The organism is Nocardia sp. FBN12, assembly GCF_050320175.1.
In the GTDB taxonomy this organism is placed as follows: domain Bacteria; phylum Actinomycetota; class Actinomycetes; order Mycobacteriales; family Mycobacteriaceae; genus Nocardia.
Genome location: NZ_CP190048.1, coordinates 6416298 through 6441846, shown reverse-complemented (window position 1 = coordinate 6441846; position 25549 = coordinate 6416298). Strand labels below are relative to the sequence as shown.

Below are 25549 nucleotides of genomic sequence, written 5' to 3'. Positions count from 1 at the left end.
CGGTGATTCCATTCGCAAGTTGCTATGTAGTAGCGGGATCGTCGGTCGGGTCCTCGGGCGCCCGGCAGCAATACTCCAGCCACAAAGCCGCAGCAACCAGGGCCGAACCGGCCAGCAGGCCGACCACCGCTCCCGGCGAATCGGCGGCAGCCGCCGTCACGGTCCCGCGCTGTGGGAAAACCCACAGCAGGAAACCCAGCCACACACCGGCGGCCAGCGAACCCACCTGCAGCGACGCCTTCGCCAGCGCCACACCTCTGGCGACGTTGATCGGATGCATCTGGCCCGAGCCGTCGCCGATCTGCTCATCGGCGATCTTGGCCTTGATCGCGAATCCCAGCGCCGCCTCGATCGCGGCGACCGGCAGCAGCGAAGCGCCCGCGGCCACCGAGATCGACGGGAAGCTGGAATAGGCGAACCGGGTGGCGATCCAGGCGACCGCGGCGGCCACGACCACGTTCAGCGCGAGGTCGAGTACCCGGGTGGGTTTCAGCACGGGCGGGCGCTTTCGTCGCGTAGCACCAGATCGGTGCGGACCACGCCGTCCTTTTCGGAACGGTCGAGTTCGGCGAGCAACTCCGCGATCGGGCGGTCGGTGCCGTCGACGAGAAGGCGTGCGGACGGGTCGACAGCCAGCCACGGGATCAGCACGAAGGCCCGGTTGTGGGCTTGCGGGTGCGGGAGGATCAGCGCGGGGTCGGTGTCGCGGGCGATGGCGGTGCCGGTGTTGTCGACGCACTGGACCACGTCGACGTCGAGCGTGCGCGCGCCCCAGCGGACCTCACGGACACGGTGCGCGGATTGCTCGAGTTCCTGACCGAATCGCAGCCACGCGTAGTCATCGAACGCCGAATCTTGCGCTACGACAACGGCATTGAGGTAGTCGTCCTGGTCGACCCCACCCCACGGCGCGGTGGTGTACACGGGCGACACCGCAATGACCCGGTCCCCCAGCGCAGCCAGCACGCTGCGCAGATGCGCGAGCCGATCGCCCAGATTCGAGCCGATCGAGAGCACCGCGCGAGTCATCGCCGCGACTCCGGAACCACCGTGCGATACCGCGTCGCCACTACGCGCACGTCCTCGAAGGTGTGCGGGATCGGCGCCGAAGGCTTGTGCACAACCACCTCCACCGCCTCGACCCGCGGGTCGGCCATCACGTCGTCGGCGATCTCGGAGACCACCGTTTCGATCAGATCGCGCGGCGGACCGGTGACGATGCGCACCGCGCGCTCGGCGAGCGCGCCGTAGTCGACGGTGTCGGCGAGGTCGTCGGAGGCAGCGGCCGAGGCGAAATCCGTCCAGACTGTCAGGTCGACAACGAACTCCTGGCCGTCACGGCGCTCGAAATCGAACACACCGTGCCTGCCGAACGCACGCAGCCCACGCAGCTCGATCCGCGAGGAAGCGGGCCTGCCTGCGGGTGGCGGCAGAAGGGGTGAGTTCATCGGATGGCTCCTCGGACGGTGACCGCACTCGATGGGCGGGCTTCACAGGCAGTTCGGACGGAGCGGACGCCGCCACCGGCACTCGGCGAGGGGCCGGCCGCCGGGCGCGGTGTGTGGTCAGCGGTGGCGGTCACCGTGCTGCTCCGCGCGCGGCCGCGGTGCGAAGTTCGGCGGCACCGTGCCAGGCGTCGACGACAGCGATGGCGTCGAGGGAGGCTCGGACGTCGTGAACTCGCACGCCCCAGGCGCCGTTGGTGGCGGCGAGGGCGGAGAGGGTGGCGGTGGCGGTTTCGCGGCCGTCGGGGGGCCGGGGGCCGGAATCGTCGGCAAGGAGGGCGCCGAGGAAGCGTTTGCGAGAGGCGCCGATCAGGATGGGGAAGCCATCCGCGCGCAGTTCGGGAAGGGCGGCCAGGAGTGCCCAGTTGTGGTCGGCGTTCTTGGCGAAGCCAAGTCCTGGGTCGAGGATCAGGCGGTCCGGGGTCACGCCTGCGGCGACGGCCAGGTCGACCTGGGTGGCGAGTTCGGCGCGGACCTCGGCGACCACGTCGTCGTAGTGGTCGGCGGGGCCGGTGTGGCGGTAGTCGGCTGCGGCACGCCAGTGCATGAGGATCCACGGCACGCCCGCTTCGGCGACGACCTTCACCATGTTCGGGTCGGCGCGACCACCGGAGACGTCGTTGACGATCGAGACACCCGCCGCCAGCGCGGCCTCGGCGACCTCGGCGCGCATCGTGTCGACACTGGTCGGCACACCGGCGGCGACCAGTCCGCGGATCACCGGAGCGACCCGGGCGGCTTCGGCGGCGGGGTCGACCCGGTCGGCACCCGGCCTTGTCGATTCACCACCGACGTCGACGATGTCGGCGCCCGCCTCGTACAGCTCGACCCCGTGCGCGATCGCGAGTTCGGGATCGAGATAGCGACCGCCGTCGGAGAAGGAATCAGCAGTCACATTGACGACGCCCATGACCACGCAGGAGCGGTGGTCACGGGCAGTCACCAGTGGCTCGCTCATTTGCGCAGGATCAGGTCCAGCGCCTCGGATCGCGAGGCGGAGTCGGTTTGCAGCTGGCCGCGCACCGCCGAGGTGGTGGTGCTGGCGCCGGGCTTGCGGATTCCCCTCATGGCCATGCACAGGTGCTCGGCCTCGATCACCACGATCGCGCCGCGCGGATCCAGTCTGCGCATCACGGCGTCGGCGATCTGGCTGGTCAGCCGCTCCTGCACCTGCGGGCGCTTGGCGTAGAGATCGACGACGCGGGCCAGCTTCGACAGGCCCGTCACGCGGCCGTGCGGGCCGGGGATGTAGCCGACGTGCGCGACGCCGTGAAACGAGACCAGGTGGTGCTCGCAGGTGGAGAACATCGGGATGTCGCGAACCAGCACGAGTTCCTGGTGACCCTCGTCGAAGGTGGTCGCCAGCACCGCGTCGGGCTCGGTATAGAGCCCCGCGAACATCTCCCGGTAGGCACGTGCCACCCGCGCCGGCGTATCGAGCAGACCGGGGCGGTCGGGGTCCTCACCGACCGCGATCAGCAGCTCGCGAACCGCGTTCTCGGCACGCGGCTGATCGAACGGCAAACCGGTCGCCAGCGCCGTCAGCACCGACGGGCTCGTCGCACCCAGCTCACCTGCCGGATCGAGATCCTGCTTGTTGGCCGACAACTTCTCCGCACCTCCGTGATATTGGCGGCTGGCGCCGCAGGTTCTCGGCCCTGTACCCCGCCTCTTCGCTCCCTCCGGGTACTCCTTCGTCGCACCCTCCGGTCAGTCCAGAGGCGGGCGGGTGCGAGAACCAGAGCCGAAAAAGCCGGCGACCACCCGACAATCGATGGCCGAGCGTAATCCGAGAACCACTGCCGAACGCCGAAGTTATCCGGCGTTCGACGTTCGAGCGTAGTTGGCCACCGGTCACTGACGGCCGTTCGGCCCTTCCCATTCCTTGTTCTCCGGATCGGCGTCACGCACCGGGGGCTGCGGCTGGGCGCCCCACGGCTGGAAACCGTCGTTGGCGTGCCGCGGCTGCTGCTGCTCGGGTCGACCCCAGGCACTGCCCTGGTCTGGCTGCTGAGGCGGCTGCTGCTGCTGAGGCGGCTGCTGCTGCTGAGGTGCCTGCTGCTCCTCGCGCGGCGGCCAACCCGGAGCCGACCATCCGGCCGGCGCGCCGTAGTCGGGCCGCGAACCGTGCGTCCCCGACTGCCGCGGGAACGCCTGGGTCGGCGCGGCGGGCAACGGGTAACCGGCGGCGGGCGGCGCGGGCTGGCCGTACGGCTGACCCGGGTACCCGTTGGGATCGACCGGCGGTGCGCCGTTGGGCACCGGCACCGGCGCGGGCGGCACCGGCGGCCACGGCTCGCCGCGCTCGACGGCCAGCTCGCCCGGGGTCTTCACCGGCGGCTTGTCCGACGGGTGCCGATCACCGAAATCGTTGAACGCGGTGATCCGCGGACGCTTCTCGACACCGGCCAGGATCTTCTCGAGATCCTTGCGGTGCAGCGTTTCGCGCTCGAGCAGCGCGGTCGCCAAGGTGTCGAGCTGTTCGCGGTATTCGCTGAGGATGGACCAGGCCTCGGTGTGCGCGGCCTCGATGAGGTTGCGCACCTCCTCGTCGATCTCGCGGGCGACCTCGTGCGAGTAGTCGGGCTGCACGCCCATCGAACGGCCGAGGAATGGGTCGCCCTGCTCCTGGCCGTAGCGCACGGCGCCGAGGCGGGCACTCATGCCGTACTCGGTGACCATGCCGCGGGCGATCTTGGTGGCCTGGTCGATATCGGAGGACGCGCCGGTGGTCGGCTCGTGGAACACCAGCTCCTCGGCGGCCCGGCCACCCATCGCGAAGACCAGCCGGGAGATCATCTCCGAGCGGGTCATCAGGCCCTTGTCGTCCTCGGGCACCGTCATGGCGTGACCACCGGTGCGGCCGCGGGCCAGGATGGTGACCTTGTAGACGGGCTCGATATCGGGCATCGCCCAGGCCGCCAGGGTGTGGCCGCCCTCGTGGTAGGCGGTGATCTTCTTCTCGTGCTCGCTGATGATGCGGCTCTTGCGGCGCGGGCCGCCGATCACCCGGTCGACCGATTCCTCGAGCGATTCGCCGGTGATGACCGAACCGTTCTCGCGGGCGGTGAGCAGCGCGGCCTCGTTGATGACATTGGCCAGATCGGCGCCGGACATGCCGACGGTGCGCTTGGCCAGACCCTCGAGATCGGCGTCCTGCGAGATCGGCTTACCCGCCGAGTGCACCCGCAGGATCGCGCGGCGACCGGCCAGGTCGGGGTTGCCGACCGGGATCTGCCGGTCGAACCGGCCGGGGCGAAGCAGCGCGGGGTCGAGGATGTCGGGCCGGTTGGTGGCCGCGATCAGGATGATGTTGGAGCGATCGCCGAAGCCGTCCATCTCGACGAGCAGCTGGTTCAGCGTCTGCTCACGCTCGTCGTGACCGCCGCCGAGGCCCGCACCGCGCTGGCGGCCGACCGCGTCGATCTCGTCGACGAAGATGATGCAGGGGCTGTTCTGCTTGGCCTGCTCGAACAGGTCGCGCACCCGGGAGGCGCCGACACCGACGAACATCTCGACGAAGTCCGAGCCGGAGATGGTGAAGAACGGCACCCCCGCCTCGCCCGCGACCGCGCGGGCCAGCAGCGTCTTACCGGTTCCGGGCGGCCCGTAGAGCAGTACGCCCTTGGGGATCTTCGCGCCGAGTGCCTGGTAGCGGGCTGGATTCTGCAGGAAATCCTTGATCTCGTACAGCTCTTCGACGGCCTCGTCGGCACCGGCCACGTCGGAGAACGTGGTCTTGGGCATGTCCTTGGTCAGCAGCTTGGCCTTGGACTTTCCGAAGCCCATCATGCCGCCGCGACCACCGCCCTGCATGCGCGACATCACGAAGATGAACAGGCCGACCAGCAGCACCATCGGCACGATGAACAGCAGCAGCTGGGAAAGCCAGCTCTCCTGCTTGACCACGGTGTCGTAGGGCGCGCCGGACTTCTGCACGGCGTCGAGGACCTGGGCGGAGTTCTCCCCGCCGCTGGGATACTTGGCGACGATCTTGGCGTTGTTGCTCGTGGCTTCGTTGCCGTTGTTCAGTTCGATGCGGAGCTGCTGCTCCTTGTCATCGATCTGCACGTTCTTGACGTTCGCTTTGTCCTCGAGCTGGGCCAGCGCAACGGAAGTGTCGACACTCTCCCAACCGCGCGTGTCATCGCTGAGAAAGCTGAACAGCCAGATCATGAGCATGATGCCCGAGATGATCGCCAAGGTGCGAAACACTGTCTTGCGGTTCATAGAGCGTCGGCCGGACGGCCCAGTCCTTTCCGGTTATTACTCCGGGTGTGCTTGCGAAGCGTCGAGATCGGCGGGTTTCGGATGCGGACATGCCACGTTACCGCGTACGGTCTAGTTCGATACATCGCGCTGTTCGGCTGCTGGTGCAGTTGCACTGGTAAACGGCCGGAGAACGCAAGTGGTTCCCGAACGCTCCGACCGGGTTGTGGCAAGTGGCCACAATCATGTCATGCCCGCCTTATCGTGGGCGACGACACAACTACAGCGCAGGGGGTATAGAGATCGTCGAGCTACGAACACCCACAGCGATTCTGCGCCACGGCGGTGGACGGCTCGTCGTCCTCCGGCCGGGTACCGACGGCGAACGTGTTCTCGACGTTCCCATTGCCGACCTGCTCAAGGTGCGCCTCAATCGGCGCGCCGACGAAGCGGTCGTGATCGAGATCTATCTGCGTTATCCCACGGCAGTGCTCACCGGCGTCCCCGCCGACCGCACTCCCCTTCCGGTGCTCATCGCCGAGCACGACGTGCCTGCCGCCCTCGGCATCGTCGACCGGATCAACGATCAGATCATGACGACCCAGCGCATCGACGTGGCCGCGCCCGACCTCACCCCGCCCGCGCCCGAGTGGGGCAAATCGGGGCCGACCCGCGCCGATGTCGAGCGCGCCGTGCGGCGGATGGCACCGCGCAAGGACGCCCGTCCGGCGATCACCGCGCTGAACCGGTATGTCACCCCCGACGAATACGTGCTGGAAACGGCCGTCGCCGTTGCCGCGCCGCCCGCGGGATCAGGCACCGGCCTGCTCGCGGCGACCACCACCCGGGTGCTGTTCATCTCCCTCGGGAGCGGTGAACGCTATGCCTTCGAATTGGCGGTGGCCGCGATTCTCGGCGCCCGCACGGTCGAGGGTGCGCGCTCGGCGCCCGGTGAGGTCGATACGCGCCACGGCGGCTCCGGCATCGATATCAACGACGGCAATCGCACGCTGCATTTCGCTGGCGTTGATCGCGCCGACACCGAACGCGTCACCTGCGCGGTGAATTTCGCCGTGCGCAGGCAGGCCGCCGACGGTGCCGCCGGGCCTGCCGATCCCGGTGTCAACCAGCTCTACGCGGAGTGGGAATTACTGGTCGAGCGGCATTCACTCGGCATGGTCGACGATACCCAATTCCAGCGCTACGGCCGCGGGATCCTGCGCAGCCTGTAAATCCGGCGGTGGCCGGACCGAATGCTCAATTCGGTTCGGCCGCTTCGGTTTCCGCCTTCTGCTCCGGCTCGTTGAGTTCGATCCGGCGCCACGGGCTGGTGGGCCGGGTCCACAGGCGCACCAATTCCATCCGCCGGTCGACGCCGCCGTTCTTCAGTTCGGCGAGGTCCTCGGTGGCCTGCCAGTAGGTCCAGCCGGTGAGGTAGGCGTCGCCGAACTGGCGCCAGTTGCGGTAGCGGCGCTGCGCGGGGACGAGTGCGCGCATGCAGTATTCCCACGCCACATCGGCGTCGATATAGCCCGCGGTGAACGCCATCCGGGCCACCGCGACGACGCGGGCGAGGTCCCAGGCGTGGATGTCGTTGGGTAGGGGGCGTGACAGATGGTCGGTGAAGCCGATCTTGATGGCCTGGGCCCAGATGTCGTAATCGCGGACCAGCGCCTCCGGGTTGTCCATCCCCCGAAACGAACCGACCTGACGCAGGAAAGCGCGCTGTTTGTCGGCACGCTCGCCGAAACGGTCGCGCTCGCTGGCATTGACCGAGGCCATCACCAGCGGATGCACGAGCGCGTACAACGGCCCGTGCATCCCTTCGAGCAACTGCTCCATCGAGGCGCGGGCCTCGGTCCCGTCGGTGATGCCCCAGGCGCCGGTGAGGGTGTCGATGGCGAGTTCACGGCGGTCACCGAGCGGGTGCTCACGTTCGGGACCGAGCAGCATGGCGTCGTGGAAGGCGTCCCAACGCGTGGAGTAGAAGGCTCCGAGCGCGAGGGCGCGCAGTTCGTCGTCACTCACGCCCGCGCCCGACCAGTGATCTTCTTCGCGCTCATCTAGTTCCGGGTAGGGAAAAGTGGTCAGCGCTGGTACTCCCCTGGCAGGCATGCGGCCGAGTCTAGTGCGGTGACCGCGATCACGGGCGGCCTGCGAATCTCGCGTGGGTCACGAGAATTTCAGATCACCTGTTTCTTCGCCTGTCACGTCATGGCAACCAGGTCTATGGTTCTGACATGTGTAGAAATATCACCGTCTTGCGTGGTCTGGAGCCTGCCGCCACCGAGCAGGAGATCTACGCTGCCGCCTTGCAATATGTGCGCAAAGTCGGCGGCATCTCCGGCCTGAGCAGCGCCACCAAACCCGCCGTCGACAAGGCTGTCGCGGCCATCGCCGCGGCGACCACCACGTTGCTGGCGGAACTGCCCGATCGGCGGGTTCCGCCGCCTACCGAGCCGCCGCTGCGGCGGATCGCGGCCCGCGAGAGCGAGGTCAGCGAGACCCCGTAGGAATCCGGTTCCCGCCAGAACTGCAACGTGTTCTAATTGAGCAGGCACGCCACATCCTCCTGGTCGCGCCGCGATAGCCGGTGAACTCCAATTCCGCAGATGTACGAGGAGAACGACCAGTGAGCGAAATCGACCAGACCGCCGCGGTGATCGAAGTACACAATCCGGCGACGGGCGAACTCGCCGGGACGGTGCCGGACACGGCACCGGACGAGGTGGCGGCCGCGGTTCGGGAACTGCGCCTCTACCAGCCCGAGTGGGAGGCGATCGGGCCCGCCGGTCGCAAGCAGTGGCTGCTGAAGATGCAGGACTGGCTGATCGACAATACCGAGCACCTGGCCGCGGTATTGCAGTCCGAGACCGCCAAGCCCCGGGTCGACGCGATCATCGACCCGGCGTTCGCGGTCGACATCCTCGGCTACTACGCGCGCCGGGCGGGCAAGTTCCTCGCCGACGAGCACCCGTCCCCGCACAGCCCGCTCGCGCGGGTGAAGTCGCTGACCGTCGCCTACCGCCCGTATCCGGTGGTCGGAGTCATCACGCCCTGGAACTTCCCGCTCGCGATGCCCGCGATCGACGTGTTCCCCGCACTGGCCGCCGGCGCCGCGGTGATCCTCAAGCCGTCGGAGGTGACGCCGCTGTCCGCGGTGGAGCTGGCCCGCGGCTGGGCCGAGATCGGGGCGCCGCCGGTATTCAAGGTCGTCACGGGCGCGGGCGCGACCGGCGCGGCCGTGGTCGAGAACGCCGATTACATCCAGTTCACCGGTTCCACCGCGACCGGCCGCAAGATCGCCGCCACCTGCGCCGAGCGGATGGTGCCTTACAGCCTCGAACTCGGCGGTAAGGATCCGGCGATCGTGCTGGCCGACGCCGACATCGACCGCGCCGCGCACGGCATCGCCTTCGGCGGCATGTTCAACGCGGGCCAGGTGTGTATCTCGGTCGAGCGGGTCTACGTCGAGGCACCGGTCTACGACGAGTTCGTCACCAAGCTGACCGCCGCCGTCGCCGCCTTGCGCCAGGGCGCCGACGGGCGCGAATCGAAGCACGACGTGGGCGCGCTGGCCAACGAGAACCAGGTGCTGATCGTGCAGCGCCACGTCGACGACGCGGTGGCGGCGGGCGCCCGGGTGACCACCGGCGGCAAACGCACCGGCGTCGGCACCTTCTTCGAGCCGACCGTGCTGGTGGATGTGGACCATTCGATGTCGTGCGTCGCCGAGGAGACCTTCGGCCCGACGCTGCCGGTGATGAAGGTGGCCGACGAGGCCGAGGCGATCCGGCTGGCCAACGATTCGATCTACGGCCTGTCGGCGTCGGTATGGACGGGCGACAAGGCGCGCGGCGAACGCGTGGCCAGGCAGTTGAACACCGGCGCGGTGAACATCAACGACGTGTTCTCGAACCTGTTCAACCCGGCGATGCCGATGGGCGGTTGGGGCCTTTCCGGCGTCGGCGCGCGCTGGGGCGGTGCGTCGGGCCTGCGGAAATACTGCCGCGCGCAGGCGATGACGAAGCCGAAGCTGCCGACCATGGGCAAGGAATTGTTCTGGTATCCGTACGACATGAACAAGCTCGTCGTCGCGGTCGCCGCGATGCGGGCCGCCGGTGCGCGCGGGATGCGCCGGATCGATCTTCCGGCGGTGCTGCGCCTCAAGAAATAGCCCGGTTTCGGCTGCGGCGGAGCACTTGTGTCGCAGCCGAATTCGTCACTTCGAAACATGTTTGTGATGAAGATCACTCGCTAGTACCTCTGGATGACGAGCGCCGTGGTCAGCGGCACGTTTCGACGCGCTCGACAGCATGGCGGCACGGCCCACATCCGCGCACCGAGTGTGAACGGTGACGCATTTACCCTGGTCAGACGCCCAGGTCAGGCGAAGACCCAGCAACCCCCGGTCGGCGTGAACAAAACGCAATCCGATGGTGCAGCTCACCATGTCAGGCCATATGCTGTGCGATACCAACCTGGTGACTGTTTTGATCCACTTACGCGAACTTCCTTGCCCGTTTTGGCTGGATTTTCCCGACCGATTCTGATAGCAAGGTGCTATGGACCCGCATTTGCGCGATCTGCGGTATTTCGTCGCCGTCGCTGAGGAACTGCATTTCACCAACGCCGCCCAGCGGCTGCACATCGCTCAGCCGACGTTGTCGCGCCAGATCCGCCAGCTCGAACGCCAGCTCGACGTGGTCCTGTTCGACCGCAACCAGCGCAGTGTCGCCCTGACCGTCGCCGGTAAGGAACTGCTCGAAGGCGCCCGCAAGATCCTCGAGCTGTGGGAGGTGACCAACGTGTCCCTCCAGGAAGCAGGCGAGGTGCTGCGCGTCGGGATCCAGTCCGCCCTCGGCCGTGGTCTGCTCAACGACCTCGAGAGCGCGAGCGGTCACCGCCTCGCCCTGCACGCCGCGTCGTGGAACGACCCGTCCAGTGGCCTTGCCGGCCGCCAGGCGGACCTGTCGCTGGTGTGGCTGCCGTTGCCCGACCCCAACCGTTACCGCTGGCAGGTGCTGCGCACCGAGCCGCGCTGGGTGCTGCTGCCCGAGACGCACCCGCTGGCCGAGCAGGACAGCATCGACTTCGCCGATCTGCTCGACGAGCCCTTCGTCGCTCTGCCCACCGAGGCGGGCGCGGTGCGCGACTTCTGGCTCGGCAACGATGCCCGCGGCGGCAAGGCGGCCAAGATCGGCGCCGAGGCGGCTACCCCCGAGGACAAGCTCGAGGCCGTGAGCCTCGGTCTCGGTGTGTGCCTGCTGGCCGAGAACAATGTGCCGATGTACCGCTGGCCCGGGCTCACCGCGCGTCCGGTCGCCGGCCTCACCCCGTGTGAGCTGGCAGTGGCATGGCGGGCCGACGACACCCGCCCGACCATTCTGGAATTCGCCGGTCGCGCTGTCGACGGCGGTTTCTCCGAGCCGACACCGCAGCCGCAGCCGATCGCGGTCTGAGAGGCGCAGCCGCGTCAGCGCTCCGCGGCCGCATCTGGCCGGAGCGAAGGCGGAGGTCGCGCCTAGTTCGACATTTCCAGTTGGGCGGCGAGGCCGAGCAAGGTGGCTTCGCTCCCCGGCGGGCCGATCAGCTGCGCGGCCAGTGGCGTGTGCGCCTCGGGATGGGTGCCCATCGGCAGTGATGCCGCGGGCCAGCCGAGCAGATTCCACAGTCCGGTGAACGGCGCGTACCGCGCCGAGGACACGACATTCGCGGCCCAACCGCGGCCGCTCCACTGCCGCGCTCTTGGTGGCGGCGCGGCGAGCGTCGGGGTGATCACCACGTCGAAGTCCTCGAAGAATTCGAGCAGTCTGGCTTCGGTCCGGTCGATCTGGCCGGGACGGACCAGGCCGAGTCGCCGGATCACCCTGCCGATCGCCAGATGCCGTCGGGTGCGTTGCTGGAGCAGTTCGGGGTTCGGGAGCGCGTCGGCGTCGGCCAGACCCGCGCTCGGCCAGCGCAACAGCATCAACAGCGCCGCGTCGCCATAGGGCAGTTCGACCGGTTGCACCTCGTGCCCGGCCACCGCCGCGCGCGCACCCGCGGTGCGCGCCGCCGCCGTCCAATGCCGATCCATTCGGACCAGCCGCGACGGCGGAGCCACGGCCAGCCCGATGCGTAGTCGCTGCGGCTTGCGTAGTTCGGCCAGGTCGGACCGGCCCGCCAGCACCGACAGCGCCAGGGCCGCGTCCGAGACAGTGGTCGCGAGGACGCCGTTCTCGCCGAGTCCGGCCCAGGAATCGGCGCCGATCTGCGCGGGCACCACGTGTCTCCCCGGCTTGATACCGAACACTCCGCAGGCGGCGGCGGGCACCCGGATCGAGCCGAGTCCGTCGTTGCCGTGGGCGATCGGGACCAGTCCGGCGGCCACCGCCGCTGCCGCGCCACCGGAGGATCCGCCCGTCGACCGGCCGACATCGCGCGGATTACGGGTGACGCAACCGAGCGAGTCGGTGCTCGCCCACAGACCCAGTTCGGGCATGGCCGTCAGGCCGACAACGATCGCGCCCGCGGCCCGCAACCTGGCCACCACGGGGTGATCGACCGTCGCCGCTTCCGCGGAGGTGGCCGCCGAGCCCGCTCGGGTCTGTTCCCCCGCGACCGCGATGTTCTGCTTCACCGCCACCGGCACACCGGCCAGCGGCAACTCGTCGAGGTCTTGCCGGGCGGCCAGTTCCCGCGCTTCGGCCCTGGCTTTCTCGGCGCGCACCACCGTGAACGCGTTGATCTTGCGATTCTCCGAGGCGATGCGGGCCAGCGCGTCGGCGGTGACGTCGGAGGGCGTGATGGTGCCCGCGCGGACCCGGGCGGCGAGTGCCGCCGCGGGGCCGCCGATGGGGTATTCGGGGCCGGGTGGGTGGGACGAATTCATCGTCACCTCGTCCGTCACGCCGTCGTCATCGACGGACTCCCATGCTACCGCCGTGAGGTCTTCGTTCATCTGCGGATTCGCCCCCGTCGCATGGTCGTCGAAATTCGGGTGATCAGCTCTAGAGGCGCAAGTTATCATTTCAAGTACGGCTCTCCGGCGATGGCGGCGGGTGTGGCGGAATGAATTTCGCACCGATCCGCGCGAACCTTATTTAGGTCGGTTGATGAGCGATAACACCGGAAGCGATGAACGCCCCGACACAACCCCCGGTCGGGCCACGAATGTGCGCGTCGACATGGTCGAGGCCTTCGCGGCCGCGTGGGGCACCGCAGCAGAGCGCCCACCCGAAATCGCCGAGTTCCTGCCCGACGCGGCGACCCTGCGCGCGCAGGCGCTGCACGAACTGATCCGGGTCGACCTGCGTCATCGCTGGCTGCATCACGCGGGCGCCGACATCACGCGCAAGCGGCTGATCCACTACTGCGCCGAGTTCCCCGAACTCGACCGCGCGACGTTGCCCGCTGGACTGGTGTTCGAGGAATTCGTCATCCGCAGGCACAGCGGCGAGCGCGTCGATCCGCGCGATTGTCTGCGCGAGTATCCGGAGCAGGCGGCCAGTCTGCGCGGTCTGCTCAACACCGACGAACTCGACCAGAGCACCCACCGCGAGGCCGATCTCGACGCGACGATGAACCACACACCGGACTCGGTTCGTAGTACGGACATGACCAGTCCGCAGCTCGACCTCACCGCGACCGCCACGGCGGCCGCGACCGAGTCGACGGCCGCGGACTCCTCGCCCGGCTCGTTCGCCCCACTCGATCGCATCGAAATCGGCCAGACCATCGGTGATTTCGAGCTGCTCACCGGACTCGGATCCGGTGCTTTCGCGCGCGTCTTCCTGGCTCGGCAAACGTCGATGCAACGCCTGGTCGCGGTGAAGATCTCCGCCGACCGCGGCACCGAACCGCAGACACTGGCCCAACTCGACCACGACTACATCGTGCGCGTGTTCGACCAGCAACTGATGGACACCGACTCGGCACCCGCTGGTTCGCGCCGCCTGCGTCTGCTCTACATGCAGTTCCTGCCCGGCGGCACCCTGCTCGGCCTGCTGCGCTGGGTCCGCGCGACCCCGTCCGCCGAACGCAGCGGCAAACTGCTGCTCGACGCGGTGGACGCCGCGATGGAGGAGAAGGGCGAGATCCGCCCGACCGATTCGAGCGTGCGCTCCGAGATCGCCGCGCTGAGCTGGCCGGAAACGGTGGCGTGGCTGGGTAGACGGCTGGCGGAGGCGCTCGATTACGCGTCCTCACACGGCGTCCTGCATCGCGATGTGAAGCCGGCGAATGTGCTGCTCACCGCCGAAGGCGTGCCCAAGCTGGCCGACTTCAACATCAGCTTCAGCCGCACTGTGGCGGGGACGAGCCCGGTCGCCTACTTCGGCGGGTCGCTGGCCTACATGTCGCCCGAACAGCTGGAGGCCTGTCACCCCGGCCTCGGCCGCACCGCCGCCGACCTCGACACCCGCAGCGATATCTACTCCCTTGGCGTGGTCCTGTGGGAACTGCTGACCGGTGCGAAGCCGTTCGACGACAACACCGCCGCGGCCGAGGGTCGCGGCGACGAGACCACCCTCGAGTCGATGCTCGAGCGACGAACCGATGGCGTCGACCCAGCGGCGCTGGACCGGGTCCCGGCGAACTGTCCCGCTGCCCTGCGCCGCGTCCTGCTGACCTGCCTCGACCCGGACCGGTCGGGTCGCTGGGCCGACGGTGCGGTGCTGGCCAAGCAGTTCGACCTGTGTCTGGATGCTCGCGCTCGCGACCTCGTCGACCCGCCGCCGAACAGCTGGCGGATGCAATGGCGCAAGTGGCCGTTGCTGGTGATGATCTTGGCGATCGGTGTCCCCAACGCACTGGCGTCCTGGTACAACATCCTGCACAACCAGCACCTGGTGGTGAGCCGGCTCAGTGAGAACGCCCAGCAAACCTTCGTGGTGATCACGGCGGGCGTGAACCTGGTCTTCTTCCCGCTGGGTGCCGCGGTGCTCATCTACCTCGCCCGTTTCGTGCTCTCCGTGCCGCGAGGCCTTCGCCACGGCCGCCGCTACGAACCGCAGATCCTGCGCCGCACCAGACACGACACCCTGCGACTCGGCGACCGGGTCGTGGTCGTCGTGTTCTCGCTCTGGGCGATCTCCGGGGTCACCTTTCCGATCATTCTGCAATTGGCCGCGGGTAACGTCCCGGGCCGCGCCGTCGTCCACTTCCTCGCGTCCCTACTGGTCTGCGGCGCGATCGCGGTCGCATACCCGTTCTTCCTCGTGACGTTCTACCTGGTCCGCTGCATCTACCCGGTCTTTCTCCGCCACGGCGAAATCAGCACCGACGACAGCACCTGGCTCCGCGCACTGAGCCGCCGCTGCACCTGGTACCTCGCGGTCGCCGCCTCGATCCCGCTGCTCGCCGTAGCGGGTGTCACCTTCCTCCCGCCCGGTGATATCCCGGCCGTGATCGTTGCCGTTCGAGTCCTGTGCGTCGGCGGCATCGTCGCCTTCGTCGGCTCCTACCTGCTCTTCCGAGCGCTCGAAGCCGACTTGAAAGCTCTGGAACGCGTCGTCAACTGAGACTGCCCGGCGCGGCTGAACTTCCGTGCGGGTCCGCCCGTATCCCCCGTCGTGAGCTCGACAGTGATCACCGAGGCGACCCGCCCCTCGCTCGACCGCACCGCCACCGCGCACCCCACCGATCGACGCGGGCTCGACCGGTTCGAGGCGGGCGCTCAGATCGGCGACTTCGAGCTGTTGACCGAGCTCGGTGCCGGCGCGTTCGCCCGGGTCTTCCTGGCCCGGCAACGCTCGATGCAGCGGCTGGTCGCGGTGAAGATCTCCGCCGACAGCGGCACCGAGCCGCAAACCCTGGCCCAGCTCGACCATGCCTACATCGTGCGCGTCTTCGATCAGCTGGTGCTGGACCCGCCAGCCGACGGCTCACCCCGGCTGCGGCTGCTCTACATGCAGTTCCTGCCCGGCGGCACCCTGCTCGGCCTGCTGCGCTGGGTCCGCGCGACGCCACCCGACGACCGCAGCGGCCGGCTCCTGCTCGACGCGATCGACGCGGCGATGGCGGAGAAGGGCGAAATCCGCCCGGCCGATTCGAGCGTGCGTTCCGAGATCGCCGAACTCAGCTGGCCCGACACGGTGGCCTGGCTGGGCCGGCGCCTGGCGTCAGCGCTGGATCACGCGGCGGATCGCGGTGTCCTGCACCGTGATGTGAAACCGGCGAACGTGCTGCTGACCGCCGAGGGCGTGCCGAAGCTCGCCGATTTCAACATCAGTTTCAGCGAAACCGCGGGCACCAGCCCACTGTCGTATTTCGGCGGGTCGCTCGCGTACATGTCGCCCGAGCAACTCGAGGCCAGCCACCCCGGCCATGACCGCAGCGCCGCCGACCTCGAAGCACGCTCCGATCTCTTCTCACTGGGTGTGCTGCTGTGGGAATTGCTCACCGGCGCAAAGCCGTTCGATGACACCGGCGCCGACGATCCCGCCCTGACCGATCGCGCGAGGCTGGACGCCATGCTCGTCTCCCGGAGTGCCGGAGTGAGTAGCGCTGCTCTGCACCAACTTCCGCCGGACTGCCCGCCCACGCTGCGCCGGGTGTTGCTGCGCTGCTTGGCACCTGATCGAACAGACCGCTGGCCCGACGGCACCGTGCTCGCCGAGCAGTTCGATCTCTGCCTCGACCCGCGCAGCAGAAACCTGGTCGACCCACCGGCCGGTTCCTACCGAATCCGCCTGCGGCCCTTCATGGTTCCCTTGATGACGCTGGCGATCGCCGTACCCAACGCACTCGCCATCCGGTACAAGACGTGGCAGAACTCCGGCCTACTCGTGCAGCGGCTCGAACCGGTCGCTCGCGAAGCGCTGCACATCGTCTCGGTGGTCACCAACGTGATTTCTTTCGCGCTCGGCACGGTGATCCTGATCTTCCTGTCCCGCCACGCGATCCTGGTTCCGCGCGCCTTGCGAGCCGGCAGGCACGTGCGACCCGGCGATCTGGGGTCAGCCGGACGGCAGTCGCTGTACCTGGGTGACCGCGCGGTTGTTGTCGCCACACTGTTCTGGGCCACCGCGGCCGCGATCCTGCCCGCCGTGGTGAAAGTCAGCACCGGCCACCTGGAGACCCGCACCACCGCGCAGTTTCTACTGTCGAACGCCATCGGCTGCGCGGTCGCGGTGACCTACGCGTTCTTTCTGATCACCTTCTACATGGTCCGCTGCGTCTACCCGATCGTCGTGCAGCGAGGCCACCTGTTCCACACCGATGCCGCGGCGCTGCGCGGACTCCGGCAGCGCTGCGGGTGGTACCTGGCGGTCGCCGCGTCCATTCCACTGATCGCGATGCTCGCCATCACCTTGCTGCCGACCGAAGACCTGCTGCCGACCATGGTCTCGCTGCGCGTGGTCTACCTCGGCAGCGTCGTGGCCTTCATCGGCTCGTACGTGCTGTTCCGCGCGATCGACACGGACATCCGGGCCCTGCTCAGGGTCGTTGATCCCCAGCCCCGCACGCCCCGCTCCAGGATCTACGAGTAGACCGCCGGGTTGAGGGTGCCGATGTAGGGCAGGTCGCGGTAGCGCTCGGCGTAGTCGAGGCCGTAGCCGACGACGAATTCGTTGGGGATGTCGAAGCCCACGTGGGCGACGTCGACGGGGGTGCGCAGGGCGTCGGGCTTGCGGAGCAGGGTGACTACTTCCAGCGAGGCCGGGTTGCGGGTGGACAGGTTGCGCTTGAGCCAGGACAGGGTCAGGCCCGAGTCGATGATGTCCTCGACGATCAGGACATTGCGGCCCGCGATGTCCTTGTCCAGGTCCTTCATGATCCGCACCACGCCCGAGGACGAGGTGGACGAACCGTAGGACGACACGGCCATGAATTCGAGCTGGGTGGGAATCGGCAGCGCCCTGGCGAAGTCGGTCATGAAGAAGATCGCGCCCTTGAGGACACAGATCAGCAGGAGGTCACCTTCGGGGGAATCGGGCGGGTACCGCTTGGCGACGAGTTCGGCCAGTTCCTCGATCTTGGCTTTGATCTCGTCTTCGGTGATCAGCACCGATGCGATGTCGTCTCCGTACACGGAAGTGGGTGTCCCTTCGTGGCATCAAATGCGCGGCTGTGCTCGCACCGCCAGCGTGCCATGTTCGCGCGTCACGACCAACCTGTGGTCCCTCGAGCCACCCGCCACCGCCACCCCGCCCTGGCCACGCCAGTTGCTCACCAGCTCGTCGATCGCCTGTAAATGGGCGTTCATGAGCCCGGTCACGCCCTGATCCGCGAGCCAGGCCCGCACAGCTCTGCGCCGCAACGCGGGCGGCGCAGTGGTCAGGATCTCGATCGAGAGGGTCGGTCGATCGCTGTCGGGGGTGCCGGTGTCCGGCACAGCACGTGCCGCCCGCAGCAACTCGTCGGCGTAGGCGTCGAGGACGGTCCCGTCCGCGCGGAGCTGGTCGGCGGTGCGGGCCAGCGCCTGTGCCACGCCACCACCGAGTACCTCTTCGAGCAGCGGCAACACCTCGTTGCGCACGCGAACCCGGGTGTAGCTGGGGTCGGTGTTGTGTGGGTCGTCCCAGGGCGCGATCCCCAGATCCGCACACACCTGCACCGTCTCAGCGCGCCGTACACCCAGCAGCGGCCGCCCCCACGGCGAATTCCACGCCACCATCCCCTGAATCGATCGCCCGCCCGACCCCCGCGCCAATCCGAGCAGCACAGTCTCGGCCTGATCATCGAGGGTGTGCCCGAGCAGCACCGGCCGCCCGTCCCGCACCGACTCCAACGCCGCGTACCGAGCCACCCGCGCGGCCGCCTCCACACCCCCCGCACGCCCCACATCGACAGGCACCACCATCGCCCCCACGCACCCGAGCGCCCTCGCCTGCTCGACCGCCCGATCGGCCACCTCGGCCGAGCCCTCCTGCAATCGATGATCGACCACCACCGCGGTCACCGCACCCGCCTCGACAACAGCAGCGGCCACCAGGGCCAGCGAATCAGCCCCACCGGACAACCCGACGACCACCGGCCCACGCCCGCCCCGCGCGGCGACCCATTCCCGCACACCACGGCGCACGGCGAGCACCGCCGCGGTCTCCGGCAGGCGCACGCCACTCGGTCCGGTCATCTACCCCAGCACCCGGCGAATCCACCGCTCCGGATCGTCGACCTCATCCAGCAACGGCAGCGTGTCCGCGTTCGTCCACACCGTGTTGAACTCCGCGACCCCCACCCGCTCGACCACCGCGTCCACGAACTTCTTTCCCCGGACGTACTGCGCGACCTTCGCGTCCACCCCGAGCAAGGCCCGCAGCAACCGCTGAATCGGATTCGAGGGCCGCTGCCTGCGTCGATCGAAGGCCGCCCGGATATCGGCGACGGTCGGCACCACAGCGGGCCCGACAGCGTCCATCACATGATCGGCGTGCCCCTCGAGCAGCGTGCCGAGCATCAGCAGCCGATCCAGCGCCTCCCGCTGCGGCGGTGCCTGGGCGGCACGCAACAGCCCGACCACTCCCCGAGCGTTCGGATCATCGGCGGTGTCCCCATTGCGTCGGGAGCGCACCTCACCGAGCAACCGGGTGAGCATCTCGCTCATCGGTTCCTCGCCGACCTCACTCAAGATGTCCACGTTGGAGCGCATGTAGTCGCCCAGCCAGGGCGCCGACGAGAACTGCACCCGATGGGTCACCTCGTGCAGGCACACCCATAACCGGAAGTCGCTTGGATCGACACCGAGCGCCCGCTCGACACCGAGAATATTGGGCGCGACCAGCAACAAGGTGCCGTCCTCGCCGGTGAACGGGTCGTACTGGCCGAGAATCGCGGTGGACAGGAACGCCAGCATCGTCCCGGCCTGCACACCCGCGGGCTTCCCGACGAACTTGCCCCCGTCGGTGGACTCGGTGCCGGTGAGCACAGCCATCGATTCGGCGGCCGCCGAGATCCACCCCGGCCGGTCGACGATCCGCGCCTCGGGCACCGGCCGATCGTCGAGCAATCCGCTGACCTCGCGTACCGGCAGTTCGGCCAGCACCGAGGCCGACGCCAATTCGGCGACGACCTGCTCAGCCGTCTGCCGCGACACGCGCGGCCCGGCGGGAGCCAGCACGGCCCCCGTCCGCGCGGCCAGCCGCCAATCCACCGCTCCGCTGAACCCGGAACTCTTGCGCTCGGTCTTGTCGGTCATCAATCACCCGTTCTCTACGAGCATCCGCAGTTGCGCAGGGCACCCGCCACCGCGTCGAGCGCCGGCCTGCTCTGTTCCGGCAATCGGTCGTTCGACATGAGTGCGAAGGTGAGCACCCGCCCGTCACGGTCGAGTACATATCCGACCAACGCGCTGGCCACGCTCAGAGTTCCGGTCTTGGCGCGCACCCACCCCGCACCCTGCCGGTTCTGGGTGACGAAACGCGGCGCGAGCGTGCCGGTGCCGCCCGCGACGGGCAGATCGTCGAGCATCGGCGCGAGAGCGGCTGCGCGCGGGTCGTTTTCGGGCCTGGCCTGCGTCCCGGCGGGCACCACAGCCGCGGCGCCGGTCGGCTTCGCGGCGGTCGCGATGATCGAGTCGAGCAGCTTCGGCGATACGCGGTCGTCGACGGAAAGCCCACTGTTGTCGGCCAAATGCATGCCGGCGACATCGAACCCGGCCGCTGACAGCGCCGCGGAGGTAGCCGCGACCGCACCGGCGAACGACGCGGGCTGGCCCGACGCCACCGCCAGCTCACGTCCGATGGTTTCGGCCAGCACATTGTCGGAATGAATCATCATGTCGTGCAGGCGAACTCGCAGCGGAGCGGATTCGACCTTCGCGATCTGTGCCCCGTTCTGCGTAGCCGGACCGACCCGCACCGCACCCGGATCGATCCCGAGCGCGGCAGCCAGCGCCCGGCCCGCGTCGAGGGCGGGATTCGAGGTGCGCGGGGAGTAGTCGGCCGCGTAGTCGAGTCGGCCACCATCGATCATGATCGGTTCGATCGGCGTGATCGACCCTTCCGGAACATCGATCGGATCCCAGCCAGACGCCATCGTCGGCCCCGAATAAGCGGAAGTGTCGACCACGATCGCGTTCGCCTGCCTGCCAGCGGCCCGCACCTGCGCGGCCAGATCCGAGATCCGCGCACCGTCGGTGTAGTAACCACCGGCAGCCTGCGTGGTCAGCGTCGGGTCCCCACCGGCGACCAGCACCAGTTCGCCCGGTGCGCCGGCGAGCACTTTCGTGGCCACCCGCTGATCATCGGGCAGGGTGAGCAGCGCGGCCGCGACCAGCATGATCTTCGCCGTCGAGGACGGAATCATCGCCTTCACCGGCTCCTGACTCCACAGCACCGTCCCGCTGGCCGGATCGGTCACCTGACCGGCGAACGTCCCGAGGTCGGGGTTGCCGACCACCGGCGCGAGCGCCGCGGCGATCCCGGCCACCGTGGGCGCGGGCGCGTCCGAGCGGGCAGGCGCCACCTCGGGAAACACCTGACCGGTGTCCGGCGGCGGCGCCACGGTGAGCCCGCCGTGCCGGAATTCCGGCGTCCACGGCTTCGCGATCGCCGCGAAACCGCCCGCGATCACCAGCAGCGCGACGACCACCGCTGACAACCAGATCCAGCGGGACCTGCGGCGCCCCTGCACCTGCGATCCCGGATTTCTGCCGTCTGCACCGACCACGACCGTGTCTCCCTAAAACGCCGCCCGACACGCCTCGACTGCGCGACTGAGCCGCCTGCCGCACCGGTGTACCAGCACACCACACTATCCTCGTTGCGCAACGGTTCCCCAGAACGATCTGGCGATTCGGCACAGACCAGCACTCGAACGAGCAAGGAGATGGCGTGGAGTTCGACGTCACCATCGAGATTCCCAAGGGTTCTCGGAACAAGTACGAGGTCGATCACGAGAGCGGCCGGGTCAAGCTCGACCGGTACCTGTACACCTCCATGGGCTACCCGGCCGACTACGGCTTCATCGAGAACACCCTCGGCGAGGACGGCGACCCGCTCGACGCGCTGGTGCTGCTGCCCGAGTCGGTGTTCCCCGGCGTGATCGTCGAGGCCCGCCCGGTGGGCGTGTACCGCATGACCGACGAAGCCGGCGGCGACGACAAGGTGCTGTGCGTCCCCGCGGGCGACCCGCGCTGGGATCACATCCAGGACCTGGGCGACGTCTCGGAGTTCGAACTGTCGGCGATCAAGCACTTCTTCGAGCGCTACAAGGATCTCGAGCCCGGCAAGTACGTCGAAGGTTCGGAGTGGCTGGGCCGCGCCGAGGCCGAGAAGATCATCGACGAGTCCTTCGCCCGGCTGAAGGAATCCGGCCACTGAGCCGATAGACCTAACGAAACGGGAAGTCCGAAGAGCTTTCGGACTTCCCGCTTTTGTCAGTACCAGATGTAGAGGTCCCAGCCGTCCCAGGTCTCCGTGCACTCCCAGTAGTACCCACCGGTGTACGGATCCTCGCCTGCCGCGCGGCACTGGTAGAGCTCGTAGTACGTGCCGTAATACGTTCCGTACGGGGCCGCGGCGGCACTGCCCGCACCGACCGCCGACACCCCGGCGACGGTCGCGACGGCCAGTGCGGCGGCGGCGATAGTGGATTTGATGCGCATGTTGTCTCTCCTGATGCGTGCGATGACGACATCTCGAAGTTATTGCGACACAGAGGTTTGAACAGCCACCCCAAGGGGTATTTTCGCTCTCCCCTTGGTCGCTTCACCTACCCCACCCTTCGTTTGGTAGTGCTGGCACCACCTCCGATTCGGGCGCGAGCGGCATAGGCACGGCACCCACCCGTTCCTAGGCTCGAATCATGCAGCTCACCACCACTTTTTCGAGCAAGTCACTGCGCGCCTTCGCGGCCGGAACGGGTCTGCTCGCGCTACTCACCGTCACGGCGTGCGGCCCCGAGCACAGCGCCACCGCGGCGCAACCGGATCGGCCCGAGATCCGGCAGGCGCTCGAATCGGTGGTGCGGGCAGGATTTCCCGGCGCCCAAGCCGTGATCACCACCCCTGCCGGCGAGCAGACCATCACGGCCGGGGTCGGTGATATCGGCACCGGTGCACAGTTCCCCGACAAGGCGCACGTCCGAATCGGCAGCAACACCAAGAGTTTCGTCGCCACCGTGGTCATGCAGCTGGTCGCCGAGGGCAAGGTCGAACTCGATGGCCCCGTCGAGCGGTACCTACCCGGTGTCGTGCAGGGCAGCGGCAACGACGGCAACCGCATCACGGTGCGCCAACTGCTCCAGCACACCAGCGGCCTACCGGACTACGTGGCCGGTGGCGATCCCAGCATGCGCGCCGAAGCCGGCACGCAGCAGATCGCACCCGACCCGGAACTCATTCGCCTGCACCACTATTCGCCTGCCGAACTGGTCCGCATCGCGATGACGATGCCGCCGCGGCACGAACCCGGCGCCCGCTCGGTCTACACCAACACCAACTACATCCTGCTCGGCATGCTGATCGAGCAGGTCACCGGCCGCTCCGCCGCCAGTGCGATCAGCACCAGGATCATCGAGCCACTCGGCCTGCGCGACACCTATTTTCCCGCTCCCGGCGACACCGGCCTGCGCGCCCCACATCCGCGCGGCTACCAGGAAATCGACGGCACCCGTATCGATTTCACCGACTTCGATCCCTCATGGGGTGATACCGCGGGCGCGATGATCGCCACCGGCTCTGATCTGAACCGCTTCTTCATCGCCCTGCTCGGCGGCGAACTGCTGCCCGCAGCGCAGCTGGACCAGATGCGCCAGACGGTGCCGTTCGACCGAATGCCCTCGGCTGGTTACGGTCTGGGCCTGGTCGAGCAGACCAGCTCGTGTGGCAAGAAGACCGTCGCCCACGGCGGCAGCATCCCCGGTTTCGACACCCGCACCGGTGTCACAGCCGACGGCGTCGCGATCACCATCACCGTGAACGAACTGCCGAACAGCAAGGATCAGGCAGCGGTTGTCGAGAAGGCCTTCGACACCGTGGTGTGCGCGTCGTGAGAAGCGTGATCCACCTACGCGGTGCGCCCCGGACGGGCATCGAGGTAGGCCAGTACGGCCAGGACCCGGCGGTGACCCGATACGTCGGCCGAAAGTCCGAGCTTGGCGAAAATGCTCCGAATGTGTTTCAGCACAGCGCCTTCGGTGACCACCAGGCGTCCGGCGATGGCGGAGTTGTCCTGTCCTTCGGCCATCAGTGCGAGCACTTCCCGTTCGCGGATCGTCAGCGTGGACAGCGGATCGTCGACCTTGCGGCGCACCAGCAGCTGTGCGATCACTTCCGGGTCCATCGCGGTGCCACCGGCGGCGACACGGTGCAGGGATTCGAGGAACAGGTCGACCTTGCCGACCCGTTCCTTGAGCAGGTACCCGACGCCACCGGCACCGTCGCCGAGCAGTTCGGAGGCGTAACTGTCCTCCACATAGGACGACAGCACGAGCACCGGCAGCCCGGGATGGACGGTCCTGGCATGCACCGCGGCGCGCAGGCCGTCGTCGGTGAAGGTGGGCGGGAGTCGCACGTCGACCACCACGACGTCCGGTCGGTCGGCGGTGACGACAGCGAGGAAATCGTCAGCATTGTCGACGGCGGCGACCACGTCGATTCCGGCCGTCTTCAACAGCAGGGCGAGGCCTTCCCGCAGGAGGGCGTCGTCCTCGGCGATCACGACCCGCACGGCAACTCCACGCGCACCACAGTAGGCCCACCGGCGGGGCTGCTCAGCGTCATCTGCCCGTCGAGCGCCTCGGCCCTGCGCCGGATGCCGGCCAGGCCACCGCCGTCGGTCACCATCGCACCACCAGCGCCGTCGTCGCGGATCTCGACGGTGAGCAGATCGGGCGGCCCGCCGAGTTCGATCGAGAGTGTGTCGGCGCCGGAGTGTTTGGTCGCGTTGGCGATGGCTTCGGCGATCACGAAATAGGCGGCGGCCTCGACCGCCATCGGCCGCCGGGTGATGCCGTTCGTCTCGAGCACACACGGGATCGGGCTCCGCGCCGCCAGCGCGGAAACGGCACTGTTCAGGCCCCGGTCCGAGAGCACCGGCGGGTAGACACTGCGCACCACATCGCGTAGCTCGGCCAGTGCCGCCGACGCGGTGTCCTGCGCGGTTCGCACCATCCGGTCGGCGGCAGCGGAATCACGGTCGCGCAATTGCTCGGCGAGCCCGAGTTGCATGATCACCGCCGCGATTCTGGCTTGGGCACCATCGTGCAGATCGCGTTCGATGCGGCGCAGTTCGGCACCGTGCGCGTCCAACGCGGCGGCCCTGGTCGCGGTCAGTTCGACGACCCGGTCCGCCAGCAGGGCGTTCTCATCCGGTGCGAGCAATCCCGCCGCCACCCGGGCCTGCGCGTCAGCCGCCTCGGGCGCACGCAGGGCGAGCGCGCCGTAGACGATGCCGATCACCGCGCTCACCACGGCGGCGGTCCATGAATCGACCACGATGCCGCCGCTCGACACCGTGGTATCGGCCCGCGCGCCCCAGTAGATCGGAATCGCGAGATGCTGCACCGCGCTCAGCGGCAACGCCACCGCGAGCGCGGCCAGCGGCAATCCGATGATCGCGTGCAGCACCAGCCAGGCGAGATCCCGCCGATTCGCCGGATCGGCGGCCAGCGCCGCGAGCTGATGACGCAGGTCGCCGGTCAACGGCTGGTACGCGGGCACGATCGGCGTGCCGAGCCGTTGGGCCGCCCTGCGTCGCTCGAGTCCCAGCAGTGGCCTGATCAACTTGACCGCCTCCGGCAGCGCGGGAATCCCGATCCCGATCAGGCTCGCGGCCGCGACAATCGCCAGCGCGACTACCGCGAACAACGACGCGATCCCGGTCAGCCCGCCGACCAGCAGATAGCCGACGGCGGCGGGCAGACGACGTAACCGACGCCGTGCACCGCCACCATCGAATCGACTCACC

The 25549-nt window shown here is 68.3% G+C and carries 23 protein-coding genes; 8 read left to right on the top strand and 15 right to left on the bottom strand.

Going from position 1 to position 25549, the window contains the following annotated elements:
- Positions 1-22: 22 nt before the first annotated feature.
- From ACQHI0_RS30310 to ftsH, 6 genes are all read right to left on the bottom strand, one after another.
- Positions 23-496 (bottom strand): DUF3180 domain-containing protein, encoded by a 474-nt coding sequence (locus tag ACQHI0_RS30310; protein WP_410874437.1) that lies wholly within the window; start codon positions 494-496, stop codon positions 23-25.
- Positions 490-1029 (bottom strand): 2-amino-4-hydroxy-6-hydroxymethyldihydropteridine diphosphokinase, encoded by a 540-nt coding sequence (gene folK / locus ACQHI0_RS30305; RefSeq protein ID WP_427905153.1) that lies wholly within the window; start codon positions 1027-1029, stop codon positions 490-492. The genes ACQHI0_RS30310 and folK overlap by 7 nt, the downstream gene beginning before the upstream one ends.
- Complete coding sequence (gene folB, locus ACQHI0_RS30300; RefSeq protein ID WP_427905152.1) at positions 1026-1448, bottom strand: dihydroneopterin aldolase; 423 nt, start codon at positions 1446-1448, stop codon at positions 1026-1028. The genes folK and folB overlap by 4 nt, the downstream gene beginning before the upstream one ends.
- 130 nt (positions 1449-1578) lie before the next feature.
- Positions 1579-2463: a dihydropteroate synthase gene (gene folP, locus ACQHI0_RS30295; protein WP_427905151.1), complete on the bottom strand. Its 885-nt coding sequence runs from the start codon at positions 2461-2463 to the stop codon at positions 1579-1581.
- The gene (gene folE, locus ACQHI0_RS30290; RefSeq protein WP_427909355.1) at positions 2460-3074 is read right to left on the bottom strand and encodes a GTP cyclohydrolase I FolE; all 615 of its coding nucleotides are present in this window, start codon (positions 3072-3074) and stop codon (positions 2460-2462) included. The genes folP and folE overlap by 4 nt, the downstream gene beginning before the upstream one ends.
- A 285-nt stretch (positions 3075-3359) precedes the next feature.
- Positions 3360-5735: an ATP-dependent zinc metalloprotease FtsH gene (gene ftsH / locus ACQHI0_RS30285; RefSeq protein WP_427905150.1), complete on the bottom strand. Its 2376-nt coding sequence runs from the start codon at positions 5733-5735 to the stop codon at positions 3360-3362.
- Positions 5736-5959: 224 nt separating this feature from the next.
- On the opposite strand from ftsH, the gene ACQHI0_RS30280 reads away from it, so the two are divergent.
- Entirely contained in the window at positions 5960-6946 is a 987-nt protein-coding gene (locus tag ACQHI0_RS30280) for a hypothetical protein (RefSeq protein ID WP_427905149.1), read from the top strand.
- 25 nt (positions 6947-6971) lie between these two features.
- Here ACQHI0_RS30280 and ACQHI0_RS30275 read toward each other — a convergent pair whose 3' ends face one another.
- Positions 6972-7829, bottom strand: a complete 858-nt coding sequence (locus tag ACQHI0_RS30275) for a DUF1266 domain-containing protein (protein WP_427905148.1) — start codon at positions 7827-7829, stop codon at positions 6972-6974.
- Positions 7830-7954: 125 nt separating this feature from the next.
- Between ACQHI0_RS30275 and ACQHI0_RS30270 the strand changes: the two genes are divergently transcribed.
- The 3 genes from ACQHI0_RS30270 to ACQHI0_RS30260 all read left to right on the top strand — a co-directional run bounded on the left by ACQHI0_RS30270 (position 7955) and on the right by ACQHI0_RS30260 (position 11176).
- The gene (locus ACQHI0_RS30270) at positions 7955-8227 is read left to right on the top strand and encodes a DUF2277 domain-containing protein (protein ID WP_427905147.1); all 273 of its coding nucleotides are present in this window, start codon (positions 7955-7957) and stop codon (positions 8225-8227) included.
- A gap of 119 nt (positions 8228-8346) precedes the next feature.
- Positions 8347-9891, top strand: coding sequence for an aldehyde dehydrogenase family protein (locus ACQHI0_RS30265; protein WP_427905146.1), 1545 nt, complete (start codon positions 8347-8349; stop codon positions 9889-9891).
- Positions 9892-10279: 388 nt separating this feature from the next.
- A complete protein-coding gene (locus ACQHI0_RS30260; RefSeq protein WP_379333041.1) occupies positions 10280-11176 on the top strand; it encodes a LysR family transcriptional regulator in 897 nt (298 codons plus the stop codon).
- A 62-nt stretch (positions 11177-11238) separates the two neighbouring features.
- Here the strand turns inward: ACQHI0_RS30260 and ACQHI0_RS30255 are convergent, their stop codons facing one another.
- Positions 11239-12588 (bottom strand): amidase, encoded by a 1350-nt coding sequence (locus ACQHI0_RS30255; RefSeq protein WP_427909354.1) that lies wholly within the window; start codon positions 12586-12588, stop codon positions 11239-11241.
- 223 nt (positions 12589-12811) lie between these two features.
- Between ACQHI0_RS30255 and ACQHI0_RS30250 the strand changes: the two genes are divergently transcribed.
- Both ACQHI0_RS30250 and ACQHI0_RS30245 read left to right on the top strand, forming a co-directional pair.
- Positions 12812-15217, top strand: a complete 2406-nt coding sequence (locus ACQHI0_RS30250) for a protein kinase domain-containing protein (RefSeq protein ID WP_427905145.1) — start codon at positions 12812-12814, stop codon at positions 15215-15217.
- A gap of 51 nt (positions 15218-15268) precedes the next feature.
- Positions 15269-17188, top strand: coding sequence for a serine/threonine-protein kinase (locus tag ACQHI0_RS30245; protein WP_427905144.1), 1920 nt, complete (start codon positions 15269-15271; stop codon positions 17186-17188).
- On the opposite strand, the gene hpt is transcribed toward ACQHI0_RS30245, so the two are convergent.
- The 4 genes from hpt to dacB are packed head-to-tail and all read right to left on the bottom strand — an operon-like array spanning position 17179 to position 21308.
- Positions 17179-17730, bottom strand: coding sequence for a hypoxanthine phosphoribosyltransferase (hpt, locus tag ACQHI0_RS30240; RefSeq protein WP_101464749.1), 552 nt, complete (start codon positions 17728-17730; stop codon positions 17179-17181). The genes ACQHI0_RS30245 and hpt overlap by 10 nt on opposite strands.
- A 24-nt stretch (positions 17731-17754) precedes the next feature.
- The gene (gene tilS, locus ACQHI0_RS30235) at positions 17755-18774 is read right to left on the bottom strand and encodes a tRNA lysidine(34) synthetase TilS (RefSeq protein ID WP_427905143.1); all 1020 of its coding nucleotides are present in this window, start codon (positions 18772-18774) and stop codon (positions 17755-17757) included.
- On the bottom strand, positions 18775-19836 hold the full coding sequence (locus ACQHI0_RS30230) for a zinc-dependent metalloprotease (RefSeq protein ID WP_427905142.1): 1062 nt from the start codon (positions 19834-19836) through the stop codon (positions 18775-18777).
- A 14-nt stretch (positions 19837-19850) separates the two neighbouring features.
- A complete protein-coding gene (gene dacB / locus ACQHI0_RS30225) occupies positions 19851-21308 on the bottom strand; it encodes a D-alanyl-D-alanine carboxypeptidase/D-alanyl-D-alanine endopeptidase (RefSeq protein WP_427905141.1) in 1458 nt (485 codons plus the stop codon).
- Positions 21309-21472: 164 nt separating this feature from the next.
- On the opposite strand from dacB, the gene ACQHI0_RS30220 reads away from it, so the two are divergent.
- The gene (locus ACQHI0_RS30220) at positions 21473-21961 is read left to right on the top strand and encodes an inorganic diphosphatase (RefSeq protein ID WP_266297542.1); all 489 of its coding nucleotides are present in this window, start codon (positions 21473-21475) and stop codon (positions 21959-21961) included.
- Between the two features lie 56 nt (positions 21962-22017).
- Here the strand turns inward: ACQHI0_RS30220 and ACQHI0_RS30215 are convergent, their stop codons facing one another.
- Complete coding sequence (locus tag ACQHI0_RS30215; protein ID WP_378918509.1) at positions 22018-22245, bottom strand: hypothetical protein; 228 nt, start codon at positions 22243-22245, stop codon at positions 22018-22020.
- A 200-nt stretch (positions 22246-22445) separates the two neighbouring features.
- On the opposite strand from ACQHI0_RS30215, the gene ACQHI0_RS30210 reads away from it, so the two are divergent.
- On the top strand, positions 22446-23633 hold the full coding sequence (locus tag ACQHI0_RS30210; RefSeq protein ID WP_427905140.1) for a serine hydrolase domain-containing protein: 1188 nt from the start codon (positions 22446-22448) through the stop codon (positions 23631-23633).
- Between the two features lie 14 nt (positions 23634-23647).
- Here the strand turns inward: ACQHI0_RS30210 and ACQHI0_RS30205 are convergent, their stop codons facing one another.
- Positions 23648-24310, bottom strand: a complete 663-nt coding sequence (locus ACQHI0_RS30205; RefSeq protein WP_427905139.1) for a response regulator — start codon at positions 24308-24310, stop codon at positions 23648-23650.
- Positions 24298-25548 (bottom strand): sensor histidine kinase, encoded by a 1251-nt coding sequence (locus ACQHI0_RS30200; protein WP_427905138.1) that lies wholly within the window; start codon positions 25546-25548, stop codon positions 24298-24300. Before ACQHI0_RS30200 ends, ACQHI0_RS30205 begins: the two co-directional genes overlap by 13 nt.
- Position 25549: the final 1 nt, after the last annotated feature.

Excerpts from the sequence above, each read along its gene's own strand:
- ACQHI0_RS30230 (WP_427905142.1), bottom strand. The coding sequence starts at position 19,836 with ATGACCGACAAGACCGAGCGCAAGAGTTCCGGGTTCAGCGGAGCGGTG.
- ftsH (WP_427905150.1), bottom strand. The coding sequence starts at position 5,735 with ATGAACCGCAAGACAGTGTTTCGCACCTTGGCGATCATCTCGGGCATC.
- folB (WP_427905152.1), bottom strand. The coding sequence starts at position 1,448 with ATGAACTCACCCCTTCTGCCGCCACCCGCAGGCAGGCCCGCTTCCTCG.
- ACQHI0_RS30215 (WP_378918509.1), bottom strand. The coding sequence starts at position 22,245 with ATGCGCATCAAATCCACTATCGCCGCCGCCGCACTGGCCGTCGCGACC.
- ACQHI0_RS30275 (WP_427905148.1), bottom strand. The coding sequence starts at position 7,829 with ATGCCTGCCAGGGGAGTACCAGCGCTGACCACTTTTCCCTACCCGGAA.
- folK (WP_427905153.1), bottom strand. The coding sequence starts at position 1,029 with ATGACTCGCGCGGTGCTCTCGATCGGCTCGAATCTGGGCGATCGGCTC.
- ACQHI0_RS30280 (WP_427905149.1), top strand. The coding sequence starts at position 5,960 with ATGTCATGCCCGCCTTATCGTGGGCGACGACACAACTACAGCGCAGGG.
- ACQHI0_RS30260 (WP_379333041.1), top strand. The coding sequence starts at position 10,280 with ATGGACCCGCATTTGCGCGATCTGCGGTATTTCGTCGCCGTCGCTGAG.
- ACQHI0_RS30210 (WP_427905140.1), top strand. The coding sequence starts at position 22,446 with ATGCAGCTCACCACCACTTTTTCGAGCAAGTCACTGCGCGCCTTCGCG.
- ACQHI0_RS30255 (WP_427909354.1), bottom strand. The coding sequence starts at position 12,588 with ATGAATTCGTCCCACCCACCCGGCCCCGAATACCCCATCGGCGGCCCC.
- folP (WP_427905151.1), bottom strand. The coding sequence starts at position 2,463 with ATGAGCGAGCCACTGGTGACTGCCCGTGACCACCGCTCCTGCGTGGTC.
- ACQHI0_RS30270 (WP_427905147.1), top strand. The coding sequence starts at position 7,955 with ATGTGTAGAAATATCACCGTCTTGCGTGGTCTGGAGCCTGCCGCCACC.
- tilS (WP_427905143.1), bottom strand. The coding sequence starts at position 18,774 with ATGACCGGACCGAGTGGCGTGCGCCTGCCGGAGACCGCGGCGGTGCTC.
- ACQHI0_RS30250 (WP_427905145.1), top strand. The coding sequence starts at position 12,812 with ATGAGCGATAACACCGGAAGCGATGAACGCCCCGACACAACCCCCGGT.